Source organism: Bacillus sp. ok061 (assembly GCF_900108285.1).
Classification (GTDB): domain Bacteria; phylum Bacillota; class Bacilli; order Bacillales; family Bacillaceae_G; genus Bacillus_A; species Bacillus_A thuringiensis_S.
Genome location: NZ_FNUW01000003.1, coordinates 185409 through 198798 on the forward strand (window position 1 = coordinate 185409; position 13390 = coordinate 198798).

Genomic DNA, 13390 nt, shown 5'->3' on the forward strand with positions numbered 1-13390 from the left:
TCCCCCCTTTTATTCTTCCTTATTTACCTCTGACATATAGTGTTCCACAAATATTTCCCGATACTTTTCATAGTTCGTCATATTCACATCAAAATGATAATGGATACACCAAGCATCGCGCTGTACAGGTACACCGACTGTATATCCTGCTTTTTTAAATTCAAATGATTGAGATACATCATAAAAGTCAAATCCGTCAAATAAGTCTTCTCGCCACGGAACATCATATTGTGTCGCCATTAATAAACCGTCAATACATTCTACAGGAATAAATGTTTTTGATTCATGATACGGTTGTTCTAAACTTGCCATATAAAACAAATCATTCATATAACCAATGACCTTTCCTACAATTCCACGCCCTTCGTTCCATACACCAGTCGGAGGAACATATTGCGCTCCAACCATCCCAATCATCCCAAGGTGTTCATGTTCCTCAAATAATTGAAGTAATCCGTATAAAAAAGCCCTATTTATAATAAAAACATCTTGATGTAAATAAACTTTATACTTCGCTGGATGCGAAATGGCTTGATTGTATCCACTCGTCATACTTTTCGCATTTCGAATCGGCATAAATTGGACAATATACCCTGGCGGTACTAACAATTGCAATATATGTCGCACGCAGTTTGCATACAATTTCCGATCATTTATACATGTAACAAATAATATTGTTTTGTCTGCAGCACTCATAATTGTGATTTTTCAGCTTCAATAATATACTGAAATACAACTGTCTCAGCCATGAAGCCACTTCCAAGACGATATTTTTTACAAATTCCATATAACTCCTCAATAAGTGGCTCATACATTTTATGATCAACATATACACGATCTACTTTACTAATAACATATCCTGCTTTTAAAAACATTCTTAGCATTTCATTAAATGTAAAGAAACGAATATGTGTTTTATCTAATAAACCATATTCTGTATACGTCCAATTTCCGGCAAGTAAGGGAGCTAATACTGAAATATGAGCAACGTTTGGTATACTTGCTAAAATCACACCATTTTGCTTTATATATGGCTTAACCTTTTCAATCACAGCCCACGGATCAAATAAATGCTCTAATACATCTCCAAATAGGATGCAATCAAATTGCCCCTCCTCATAAGGAAGATCTATTTTTTCTATATCCCCTAAAATAACATGATCTAGTCTTTCTTTCGCTTTTTCTGCAGCCTCTGGAAATGCCTCGATTCCTGATACACGTGTACCATTTTCTTTAATAGCTGCTCCCAATGCACCGCTCGAGCAACCAATATCAAGAACTTCTTTCCATTCCTTTTTTATATGCTTTAATAAATTCGGATTCGCTGCATTATAATAATGCTCGGATTTTTCTTCATATAAAGAACTTTTTTCGCGATTCATTTCACACACTCCTTATGCAAATTGAATTAGAAATATAAATCTCATATGAATTCTATAAAGTGCAGATTTTGTTCATCCCCCACTGATTATTAGCCCGCAAATAGCTTTATAAAATTTTTTATCTATATTGGTTACGTTACTGATACTCTAATATATAACCAATCTATTAGAGTTAGAATAACGATAAATCATTTCTAAAAAACGAAACCTATTACGCTTTATATGGTTTATCAAAAACTCCCCGAAAATATTTACGGTTATATTCAATTGCAGCATTATTCGGAACATAAGAAGCTGCTAATTCATTGTAATAATACGCTTTATCCTGCTCCCCTAACCTGCTATAACAAATACACATTTGTAAATAGGGTAGCCATGTGTAGCTAGCTGGACTATGAAAAGGACTTTCCGTTGCCATTGGTACTTCCGTTGCAAGTTTAAACCAAAATATCGCTTCATTATATTTTTCTTGTTCCATATATATATATCCTATTCTTGTACAATTCTCTCCTCTAGGGACGTCATACCGAAACGACTTCACACAAGATTCGATTGCCTTCTCCCACATTCCGAGCTTCGCATAGCAATCTCCTAACTTACCACATGCATAAATTTTCTCTTCATACCATCCTTCGTCTTGATTAAGAAATGTTTCATAAAGAAGAACTGCATCATCATATTTTTGGTTATCCATAGATTCATTTGCGTAATAAAACAAATCCCTCGAACTCAATTCTTCCCCTGCAGCTACAGTATTTTGAAAAATTTTCAAATTACGATTTGTTACTTTTTTTTCTTTTTTATGTGTAATAGCAACTTTACTACTAAAAGTCTCACCGGCAATAGCTAAATACTCATGAACCTTTCCAAACCATTGAAATTGTTTTTCACGCTTTACAAGTCGATTTCTTTTTGTACAATATAAAGGTTTCCCATTAGAATCCATCGCAAGATGATAAGGCATCGAAACAGCATCAAATTTAGGATCTAATTCTATTTTTAAGAGTTTCAATGCTTCTTGAGCATCTTCTAATAATACGTCATCTGCATCTAGCCACAATATATACTCTTGCGTCGCTTTTGAAAAAGAAAAATTTCTTGCTGCCGCAAAATCATCAATCCACTGGAAATCATATATGTTAGAAGTGTATTTCTCTACGATTTCTTTCGTTCGATCGACGGAACCTGTATCAACTACTATAATTTCATCCACAATTTTCTCAACTGTCTCTAAACAACGGGCTATTGTCTCCTCCTCATCTCGAACAATCATACATAAACTAATTGTAATTCCTTGCTTGTTCAACATAATCACCCTCTTCCAAATCAATCATATGTTATACATATACTAAACTTTCCATTTTTTTAAATTGTTCAAGTAGTTTAAGATTTCTTTTCAATAATTCAAATGTCCGTGTCATTTTCTTTCGGTTTTGCATCTACTATATAATGAACGCTTTATGGAGGTGAATTTATGTCAAATAATAATTATTCAAATGGATTAAATCCCGATGAATCTTTATCAGCTAGTGCATTTGACCCTAATCTTGTAGGACCAACATTACCACCGATACCACCGTTTACCCTTCCGACTGGACCTACCGGGCCTACGGGGCCGACCGGACCTACTGGGCCGACTGTACCTACGGGGCCTACTGGACCTACTGGACCTACTGGCGGAGGAACTGGAATAACTGGGCCTACTGGGCCTACTGGTGACACGGGGGCTACTGGACCGACTGGGCCGACTGGTGACACTGGAGCTACTGGACCGACTGGGCCGACTGGTGACACGGGGGCTACTGGACCGACTGGGCCGACTGGTAACACGGGGGCTACTGGACTTACGGGGCCTACTGGTGACACTGGGGCTACTGGGGCTACTGGACCGACTGGGCCGACTGGTGACACTGGAGCTACTGGACCGACTGGGCCGACTGGTGACACGGGGGCTACTGGACCGACTGGGCCGACTGGTGACACGGGGGCTACCGGACCGACTGGAGCTACTGGACCTACGGGGGCTACTGGACCGACTGGACCATCCGGATTAGGACTTCCAGCAGGATTATATGCATTTAACTCTGGCGGGATTTCTTTAGATCTAGGAATTAATGATCCAGTACCATTTAATACTGTTGGATCTCAGTTTGGTACAGCAATTTCTCAATTAGATGCTGATACTTTCGTAATTAGTGAAACTGGATTCTATAAAATTACTGTTATCGTATACACTGCAGCAGTAAGTCTATTAGGTGGCCTTACAATTCAAGTGAACGGAGTACCTGTACCAGGTACTGGAACGAGTTTAATTTCAATTGGAGCACCTATCGTTATTCAAGCAATTACGCAAATTACGACAACTCCATCATTGGTTGAAGTAATTGTTACAGGGCTTGGGCTATCATTAGCTCTTGGTACGAGTGCATCCATTATTATTGAAAAAGTTGCTTAATTTTTTACTTAGCAGTAAAACTGATATCAGTTTTACTGCTTTTTCAATTTCAAATTCAATCATGAAACATTCGCTATCTACATAATCATATTGTTGTATGACATTTTGCAGGAGGCACAAATATGGAAAGTAAATCTGCTGTTCAGCTTTATCTCGAATTGCTAAAGAAGACCATTTTATTTGAAATATGGTTAGAATATGAGGCATACTTACCCGCATCTCTACATATTTCAAAAGAACTAGAATTCGAGCCAGTTACAGTCCCCCTCCCTTTATTCATTAAGCAATATGCTGAAAACCATAACTTAAAAATTGTAAAACCAAATGTTTCAAAAAGTGAACGCCATGATGGAATGGATTGGCCAAGAGCAGCACATAGCATGATCGGTCGAGAACGTATGAACCAATTACAAGAGGCAATGGAAACCGTTGTTCGTGAAAATATAGAGGGAGATTTTATTGAAACAGGTGTATGGCGCGGAGGATCGTGCATTTTTATGAATGGTTTTTTACAAGCAAACAACATTACGAATCGTAATGTGTGGGTCGCTGATTCATTTGAAGGTTTGCCAGCACCGAATCTAGAACAATATCCAAAAGATTACGGTGATTATTTGCACACATTCGATTACTTACGCGTCTCTTTAGAACAAGTACAAGAGAATTTCAAAAAATATGATTTACTAAATGATCAAGTGAAATTTTTAAAAGGCTGGTTTAAAGATACTTTACCAACAGCACCAATTGAAAAAATAGCAATTGCACGGCTTGATGGTGATATGTACGAATCCACAATGGATGGTCTCGTGAACTTATATGATAAAGTTTCTAAAGGTGGCTATATAATTATCGATGACTACGGGCTACCGCCATGCGCTGAGGCTGTGACAGACTTTAGAAACCAACGAAATTTAAAAGCCCCTATTACTAAAATTGATGTATTTGGCGTTTATTGGAGAAAAGAATAAAAAAGATTTAATCTATAGGAGATTTCATTTTCACTCATCCTTCTCTCACTTCTAATCCAATTAAGTATTCTTTTTCGGAATCTCCTTACATATAACAATTGTTTTCCTTTGTTCTCTCACTACAAATTGAAAATTTTATTAATAGATTTACTGCATCTTCTCATACAAGAAAGGGGTATACTCATGAGTGAACTTAACAAAGAAATGACTTTACTCCCCCCTCCTGAACTCGTCCAATATGTAGGTGGCGACTTCAAAAAAGTTGGAAAAGAGTTCCTAAAGCATTTTATTCAAATTGGCGCTTTAAAACCAAATGAAAAAGTATTAGATGTAGGCTGCGGCGTCGGTCGAATGGCTGTACCATTATTGAATTACTTAAATGATGATGGAGCGTATTATGGATTTGATTTGTTTAAAGATGGAATTACTTGGTGTCAAAATAACATTTCAACTATGCGTAATAATTTTCACTTTGAACATGTTGACATATACAATCAATTCTATAATCCAGAAGGAAAAGAAGATGCCTCTCAATATCGTTTCCCCTATGAAGACGGGACATTCGATTTTATCTTTTTAACTTCTGTATTTACGCATCTTCTCCCAAAAGAATTAGAACATTACGTATCTGAAATTGTACGTGTATTAAAAAAAGACGGGAGATGTTTCATTACATTCTTTCTTATAAATCCTGAATCGTCCTATTATTTAAATGCAGGACAAAGTACATTAGGTTTTTATCATCGAATCGAAAATTGCTACGTTGTAAATAAAGATATTCCGAATTTCGCAGTTGCTTATCCTGAGACAGATATTTGCAATCTATTGAATAAGTACGGCCTAGAAATAATCAATAAGCCGCATTACGGTTTATGGTGCGGCAGACATGAATATACAAGTTACCAAGATATTGTTCTTACAAAAAAAAGCTTCTGAAAGGAAGTTATGTATGGCGAGTGAAAAGAATCTACCTCTCGTTTCTATCCTTATTCCCACTTATAATCGACCCCATTATTTCAAAATCGCTCTAGAAAGTGCATTGGCACAAACTTATTCAAATATTGAAATCATCATTGGAGATGATAGTACAAATGATGAAACAGCAACTCTAATACATGAACAATACTTACCAAATTATAAAAATATAACATACATTCGAAATATCTCTACTCTAGGACAATTTCAGAATGACCTTATGCTCATAGAAAAATCAAATGGTGAGTATATAAATTTTTTAATGGACGATGACGTGTTTTATAAGCATAAAATACAAAAAATGATGGCCTATTTTGAGCAAGATTCCAATAAAGATCTTGCTCTTGTTACTTCTTATCGAGTACGTATTGATGATTATGGAAATCTAATCGGCGATGCCCATCCAACACAAAAGTTATATAGCGAAGATACCCCATTAAACGGAATATTTTTAGGCGACTGGATGCTAAAGGCCGGCCACAACATTATCGGCGAACCTACAACTACTTTGTTTCGAAAGAACTTGCTCACTGAACCTTTTGGCACCCTTAAAGAGCGACAATATTCTTGTAGTGTTGATATGGCCTCATGGATTTCTTTACTTTCTAAAGGAAATGCAATATACATTTCTGAGCCTTTAAGTCAATTTCGCTACCATGCTGGACAACAAATACACAATAAACTACTTCAAGGTTGCGAAGATTTCACACACCTCGTTATAACAGCAAAAGAATATGGATTTTTACAAAATACTACAGACTATAGAACAGCTCTACTTAGTGCTTACAAATGGTGTAAAAGTTCCTTAAAATACTACCTTCATCAACTAGATATTTTTCCTGACGCACATGTACGTCTTGCCCATTGTTTGGATATAATTATTAAAGAGTTAAACAATTAAACTACTCTGCAAAATCAAAAGTGTATGGACTATATGTGAATCATTCGTATAGTTCATACATTCTTTCTCATACTATAAAGTGAAACTTTAATCAGTGGGGGTTTTCTTCATCCCCCACTGATTATTAGTTGAACCAATCGGGCTTTTACGGGCAGTTGATCCCCCTCCTAACTTCTTCGCTTTCGCTGAATTTTGAGGTGGGGGTCTTACTGCCCATTAATGCGGGATAAAATCCATTACTATAAAGAGCAGTAGAAAGGAATACCTACATTGAAAGATTCAAATTCTCAATATCAAATAGACTACGTATTACTATTTATTTTATTTGCCATTGGGATTGTTAGTTGTTGTGCTATTGCAAGTGCGCAAGCCTCCTTACCGCCATTTTTACAAAACGTCAATTTTGTACTCAAGCAAATCCAATGGTACTTCATTGGATTTATAGCCATTGGTGTTATTATGATTATCGATTTCGATCGTTATCAAAAAATTGCTTGGTATTTGTATAGCTTTGCAATGGTACTACTTATTGGACTAGAACTTCAAGTACCAGGTGCCGTTACAATTAAAGGCGCTACCGCTTGGTACAGGCTCCCAGGCATCGGAAATTTTCAGCCTTCTGAAATTATGAAATTGTTTTTAATTATCGTCATTGGACGAATTATAGCAAATCATAATGAGAAATATTTTTCCCGAACAATGCGTGACGATTTTTTATTACTTGGAAAAATATTTGCGACAAGCTTGCCACCACTACTACTTATTGCAAAAGAACCAGATTTAGGAAACACAATGGTCATTTCAGCGATGCTTGCAGCAATGATACTAGTTTCTGGCATACGATGGCGTTTTATTTTCGGATTAGTTTCAGGTACTTTCGTGGCTGGATCTACATTAATATATATTTTTTTTACTCACACAGATTTCTTTAAAGCACACATTTTAAAAGAATATCAATTAAATCGCTTCTACGGATGGTTGGCACCTTACAAATATGATGCGCAAGGCTATCAATTAAGACAAGCATTCTTAGCGACTGGATCCGGAGAAATGCAAGGAAAGGGGTGGGAAAATGGACAAGTATATTTTCCAGAACCACATACAGATTTTATTTTCACTAATGTCGCTGAACAATTTGGATTTCTAGGCGCAAGTGTCATTATTTCACTTTTTTTCTTACTCATTTTTCGAATGATTCATATCGCTTTAGAAAGTAATGACCCTTTCGGTAGTTACATTTGCGCTGGTACAATCGGAATGTTTACTTTCCAAGTATTCCAAAATATCGGGATGACAATCGGATTACTTCCCATTACAGGGATAACATTACCTCTTATGAGCTACGGAGGAAGTTCACTGCTTACATACATGATTGCGATTGGATTCATTTTAAATATTCGCTCAAGAACGAAAAGCTTTATGTTTAAATGAACAACACAAAAACGCTATATTTTTATCTCTATCCTTTTTTAGATATACTAATGAAAAATACGATGGAGGTTTAAATATGAAATATGACATTATAGGAGATATTCATGGATGCTTCCAAGAGTTTCAAAATTTAACAGAGAAGCTAGGATATAACTGGAGTAGCGGTCTACCGATCCACCCTGAACAACGTAAACTTGCATTCGTTGGTGATATTACAGACCGTGGTCCTCATTCATTACGTATGATCGAAATTGTATGGGAACTTGTCATACATAAAAAAGAAGCTTATTACGCTCCTGGAAATCACTGTAATAAACTATATCGATTTTTCCTTGGACGTAATGTAACAATCGCTCACGGACTTGAAACAACTGTCGCTGAATATGAGGCACTTCCCTCTCATAAGCAAAACATTATAAAAGAAAAGTTTATCACTCTTTATGAACAATCACCACTCTACCACATACTAGATGAAAAAAAAGTAATCGTATGTCACGCTGGGATTCGGCAAGATTACATAGGAAGACGAGATAAAAAAGTACAAACCTTTGTATTATATGGCGATATTACAGGAGAAAAGCATGCCGATGGCTCACCTGTCCGTCGCGATTGGGCGCAAGAATACAAGGGGCAAGCTTGGATTGTATATGGACATACACCAGTAAAAGAACCTCGATTCGTCAATCAGACAGTCAATATTGATACTGGTGCTGTATTTGGTGGCAAATTAACCGGATTACGTTATCCTGAAATGGAGACTATCTCTGTCCCGTCTTCTTTACCTTTTGTCGCTGAGAAGTTCCGTCCAATTTCATAACTACCTTACTTAGCGAGAGATTACCGTATTATTTAGGCAGATCTCATATAAAACTAGGTAAAGTAATTAAAAAAAGATGCAATAAAGTGCATCTTTTTTTAATTACTTTACATATAATGTCGCAGGAGGTGACAGAATGAAGAAAAAATCTTCTAAACAAAAAAGAAAATTTCCCCCTTTATATCTGCCCATGTACGGAATTAACAACTGGTGTAGTATTCGGGCTGCAGCCATAGAAGAACTAGAAGAACAAGAGTCATCAAAAAAAAGCAAAGTAAAACCAACATATGTCTCTTTAGAAAATGCTGTGATGAACCACATAATCGATCGCAGAAAAATAAAGATGCAACAAAAAAATAAACAGCTCTCAAATCAAGATGAACAGGTACTACGTTCTAACCAAACAGAAGAAAAGGCGGAAGAAAATAATTCTGTAGCAATAAATAAAAAAGTGGAACCAGAAATTCCAGCTGCTATTATAAACAAAGTAAAAAAAATAAAAGAAGCATTAGCTTCATCGAATGATATACAAACTGAAAAACCACTCATAATTGAGACACCTACACCTGAAAATACAAAAGTTAAAAGGGGCGGCCGATATGCATATGCGGAGGGGCTTCACTCTCATGCGGAGGGCATGGCAGCACATGCGGAAGGCTTATTAACACACGCAAAAGGTTCTTTCTCTCATGCAGAAGGATCCAACTCAAAAGCAACTGGACATAGTTCGCATAGTGAGGGAAGTGAAACGACAGCAGGCGGTGCTTATTCTCATGCGGAGGGTAAACAGACGACTGCTTTAGGCGAAGCAGCACACGCAGAAGGAACCGCAACTATCGCTAACGGCTCCTCTTCTCATGCGGAAGGTCATCATACATCAACAGCTCATTTTGCAGGTAGCCATATTATGGGGCGCTTCGGCACTGCAGAAGAAGCTTATTCCTGGTTTATTGCAAATGGTGCAAACGACACCGACCATAATATCGGTGCTAAATGGCTTGCCCATAATGGAGAAATGTATATTGAGGGCGCGTCTTACAATGCAAGCGGAACGGATTTTGCACAAATGTTTGAAACAGAAGGTCATAAACCTATTGATGTCGGTTATTTCGTTACATTTAGTAGCGAAGAAAAAATTCGGATAGCTACTTCACACGATTCGTTCATTTTAGGAATATCTAGTGCAACCCCTGCACTTATAGGAAATAGCGGGGCTTTAAGTTGGCAAAAACGCTATAAAACAGACAACTTTGGAAAACGCCAATATGTATGGACGGAATCAGAAGAAATACAACCTCTTTTAAATACAGAATGGGATCCAGCTTGCAAATATGTAGCAAGAAAAGATCGCGCCGAGTGGCTTCCTGTCGGATTAATTGGGCAAATGTTAGTACGTGATGACGGCACTTGCGAAACGCATGGATATTGTCGTCCAAATGACAATGGCATTGCTACAAAAGCCGAAAATGGATTTTTCGTTATAAAGCGTACGGGTGAAAACCAAATTTTAATATTATTCCGCTAAGAAAAAAGGGAACAAAATTCTTTATAATATAAGAATTTTGTTCCCTTTTTAAGCATTCCTAAGTAACGCTTGCATATCGCTTGGAATCTTTATAGTGAAAGACATTTCTTTCTCTAAAATAGGATGATAAAACGTCAAAGATTTACTATGAAGTGCTTGCCGTTTCATTTCATCCCTTCTTCCTCCATATAAGTTATCACCAAGTAATGGATGTCCTATATGAGCCATATGCACACGAATTTGATGCGTTCTTCCTGTCTCAAGCTCCAGCGCTACATGTGTCTTATGATATGTACTACCAATTACTTTAAAATGAGTAACTGCCCTTTGTCCATCCTCACAAACTGTTCGCTCAATAATGCTATCAGATTTCCGACCAATTGGTGCATCAATCATTCCTTCTCGTTCTACCATCTCACCGTGAACAATTGCTTCATACGTTCGTTTCACAGCTTTTTGTTGATGCTGCTTCGATAAAAGATGATGCACGAAACGATTTTTTGCAATAAGCATAAGCCCTGAAGTATCACGATCTAACCGTGTTACAATGTGCACTGTACTTGCAAGATACTGCTTATCATAATGAGATAAAAGCGCATTGGCAACACTCCCTGTCGGATGTTCTCTAGACGGAATCGTTGACATGTTCGCCTCTTTATCAATGATAAGAACCGCATCATCTTCATATACAATACATAAAGGGATATCTTCTGCAATCATCCCTTCACTTCTTTCCTCCACTGGAAAAAAAATACGTAATTCTTCACTAGCGCGCAACCGATGACGAACACTCGCATGTTGACCATTTACTTCAATTGCCCCGCCGTGAAACTTTATATCCGTTAAAGCGGCTTTAGAAATACCTTTCGTTTTCAAGAATTCCCTAACTAAAATCCCCTCTTCAGCCAGCCCTATATCCCATTTCAATGTAAATCTGTTCAAATATATAACCCTTTCTATTTATCTGCAACAAACGAGTCACGAACTCGTTTCCAGAACGGGAACGGGCGGAAACGAACAAATCGTACTTTCTCGTTTGCGACACGATACTGGATTGATTTCACATCTTGATGGACCATCGTTAAATGATCCACTGTAATTTGTAAGTTCATTCCTGCAGCTGGCTTTAACACACATGTATGGTGCTTCGGCAATACGAGTGGCGATCCCACAGTACGAAACACACGATTGTTAATGGACGCCATTTCTGCAATTTGAATCGCTTCAATAGAAGGGTGAATAATTGCTCCGCCAAGCGCTTTATTATACGCAGTACTTCCTGAAGGAGTAGAAATACAAAGACCGTCCCCTCGGAATGTTTCAAAATATTCTCCGCGTATTTCTACTTCTGTTACTAATGTACCTTCTGCACTTTTTACAGTCGCCTCATTCATCGCCAAATACTGTGACTCTTTACTTCCATTCACATAGCGAATAATCACTTCTAAAAGCGGATATTCCACCACTTGGAATGGTGTTTTCGCAATCGCAATTACTAATTTCTCTACTTCTGTCGGTAACCAATCTGCATAGAAACCTAAATGTCCTGTATGTACACCAACAAATGCTGTTTCATCCAATCGATTATAATAACGATGAAACGCATATAAAAGCGTTCCATCTCCCCCAACAGAAATTACAATATCGGGTTCCTTTTCATCCATTGTAAATCCAAAATCTAACAAGTACTCTTTCATCGTGCTTGCCAGTGTATCTGATGATTGATCTCCCTTTGACATAATCGTAAATTTCATCGCCCAACACCCTTTAGTTTATGATTCGGAATCTTTCGTTTCTTGCTTTCTTGAAAAAGCCTTCTGCGCTTCTTGAATCTCAAGACGAATAGAAGACATCTCTTCATCTAATAAAAACGCCGCTTCCGCTGCACGTTGCAAGCGTATTTTAATATCTTCAGGAAAACGTCCACTATATTTATAATTTAAAGAATGCTCAATTGTTGCCCAAAAGTTCATTGCTAGCGTGCGTATTTGGATTTCTACCAATACTTTTTTTTCCCCCTGAATCGTTTGAACAGGGTAACTAATGACAACGTGATAAGAGCGGTAGCCGCTATCTTTCTTTTGCGTGACATAATCACGTTCTTCCACGATTTCAAAGTCATTTCGTTTTCGAAGATACTCTACAACAGGCTTAATCTCATCAACAAATTGACACATCATTCGAAGGCCCGCAATGTCTTGCATATCTTCTCTAAGCCGGTCTAGCGGTACATTTCTCTTCTCCGCTTTATCAATAATACTCGCAACTGATTTCACTCGTCCAGTTACAAACTCAATTGGGGAATGCTCCGTCAACATTGCAAACTGCGTACGCATTCCTTTTAATTTCACTTTCAGCTCTGCCACCGCTTGGTGGTAAGGTGCTAAAAATTCTTCCCAATTTCGATTCATTTCAACCACCACCAAAATCAATCCATTTGCTTATAGAAATACTTTTTCTACAGCAGTTACTAGTTCTTCTCCGTAATTTGCATTACCTTCAATATTTTCAACTAAATATTCTACTTCTTCTTTTAATCCTTCTAATTCCATTTCAATGTCATTCACGCGAATGAACATTACCATATCTTTATTCATCGCTTCATGCATTGCTTCCCAGCATGTGTGCGGAATACTTACATAAATGAAAGATGATTCGTTTTCTAAAATATATAAAAATGATAAATTGTCTGAGTCTACAAGTACGTGATTACGCGCACTTAGCTCCTTTACCTCTATTTCACTATTTTCCGCACAAAAAATAAGCGCATTCTCTCTCGTTTCTACGCTCTTAACTTGAATTTTATTTTGCATGCTCGAACTCCTCCATCTCAACTTCCTGTCTTACTTAACAGTATTATTGTATCATAACATGGACGCAAACAAATAAAACATTGAACCAAATTTATGAAAAAGCGATAATGTGTAAAGAATTAT

General features: G+C 37.3%; 14 protein-coding genes. 7 read left to right on the forward strand and 7 right to left on the reverse strand.

Annotation, left to right across the window (positions count from 1 at the left end; translation table 11 throughout):
* Window positions 1-9: 9 nt before the first annotated feature.
* The 3 genes from C4S65_RS06000 to C4S65_RS06010 form a co-directional block, all read right to left on the reverse strand.
* Window positions 10-696, reverse strand: coding sequence for a glycosyltransferase family protein (locus tag C4S65_RS06000; RefSeq protein WP_001271181.1), 687 nt, complete (start codon window positions 694-696; stop codon window positions 10-12).
* Complete coding sequence (locus C4S65_RS06005) at window positions 693-1382, reverse strand: class I SAM-dependent methyltransferase (protein ID WP_061666490.1); 690 nt, start codon at window positions 1380-1382, stop codon at window positions 693-695. The genes C4S65_RS06000 and C4S65_RS06005 overlap by 4 nt, the downstream gene beginning before the upstream one ends.
* A 211-nt stretch (window positions 1383-1593) precedes the next feature.
* Complete coding sequence (locus C4S65_RS06010; protein WP_000932911.1) at window positions 1594-2691, reverse strand: glycosyltransferase family 2 protein; 1098 nt, start codon at window positions 2689-2691, stop codon at window positions 1594-1596.
* Window positions 2692-2856: 165 nt separating this feature from the next.
* On the opposite strand from C4S65_RS06010, the gene C4S65_RS06015 reads away from it, so the two are divergent.
* From C4S65_RS06015 to C4S65_RS06050, 7 genes are all read left to right on the forward strand, one after another.
* Complete coding sequence (locus C4S65_RS06015; RefSeq protein WP_103945166.1) at window positions 2857-3837, forward strand: exosporium leader peptide-containing protein; 981 nt, start codon at window positions 2857-2859, stop codon at window positions 3835-3837.
* Window positions 3838-3959: 122 nt separating this feature from the next.
* Entirely contained in the window at window positions 3960-4805 is an 846-nt protein-coding gene (locus C4S65_RS06020; RefSeq protein WP_000444386.1) for a TylF/MycF family methyltransferase, read from the forward strand.
* Between the two features lie 183 nt (window positions 4806-4988).
* Window positions 4989-5741 carry a class I SAM-dependent methyltransferase gene (locus C4S65_RS06025; protein ID WP_001292838.1) on the forward strand — a complete coding sequence of 251 codons (753 nt, stop codon included), beginning with the start codon at window positions 4989-4991 and terminating at the stop codon, window positions 5739-5741.
* Between the two features lie 13 nt (window positions 5742-5754).
* Window positions 5755-6681: a glycosyltransferase family 2 protein gene (locus C4S65_RS06030; protein ID WP_000135608.1), complete on the forward strand. Its 927-nt coding sequence runs from the start codon at window positions 5755-5757 to the stop codon at window positions 6679-6681.
* A gap of 270 nt (window positions 6682-6951) precedes the next feature.
* Window positions 6952-8112 (forward strand): FtsW/RodA/SpoVE family cell cycle protein, encoded by a 1161-nt coding sequence (locus C4S65_RS06040; protein ID WP_000655326.1) that lies wholly within the window; start codon window positions 6952-6954, stop codon window positions 8110-8112.
* A gap of 76 nt (window positions 8113-8188) precedes the next feature.
* Entirely contained in the window at window positions 8189-8929 is a 741-nt protein-coding gene (prpE, locus tag C4S65_RS06045) for a bis(5'-nucleosyl)-tetraphosphatase PrpE (protein WP_000872690.1), read from the forward strand.
* Window positions 8930-9065: 136 nt separating this feature from the next.
* A complete protein-coding gene (locus C4S65_RS06050; protein WP_098535931.1) occupies window positions 9066-10454 on the forward strand; it encodes a peptidase G2 autoproteolytic cleavage domain-containing protein in 1389 nt (462 codons plus the stop codon).
* Window positions 10455-10502: 48 nt separating this feature from the next.
* On the opposite strand, the gene C4S65_RS06055 is transcribed toward C4S65_RS06050, so the two are convergent.
* The 4 genes from C4S65_RS06055 to C4S65_RS06070 are packed head-to-tail and all read right to left on the reverse strand — an operon-like array spanning window position 10503 to window position 13267.
* The gene (locus C4S65_RS06055; protein WP_086405982.1) at window positions 10503-11396 is read right to left on the reverse strand and encodes an RluA family pseudouridine synthase; all 894 of its coding nucleotides are present in this window, start codon (window positions 11394-11396) and stop codon (window positions 10503-10505) included.
* 14 nt (window positions 11397-11410) lie between these two features.
* Window positions 11411-12208, reverse strand: coding sequence for an NAD kinase (locus tag C4S65_RS06060; RefSeq protein WP_000673196.1), 798 nt, complete (start codon window positions 12206-12208; stop codon window positions 11411-11413).
* Between the two features lie 18 nt (window positions 12209-12226).
* Window positions 12227-12865 carry a GTP pyrophosphokinase family protein gene (locus C4S65_RS06065; protein ID WP_001081480.1) on the reverse strand — a complete coding sequence of 213 codons (639 nt, stop codon included), beginning with the start codon at window positions 12863-12865 and terminating at the stop codon, window positions 12227-12229.
* 30 nt (window positions 12866-12895) lie between these two features.
* Window positions 12896-13267: a hypothetical protein gene (locus C4S65_RS06070; RefSeq protein WP_001180015.1), complete on the reverse strand. Its 372-nt coding sequence runs from the start codon at window positions 13265-13267 to the stop codon at window positions 12896-12898.
* Window positions 13268-13390 lie beyond the last annotated feature (123 nt).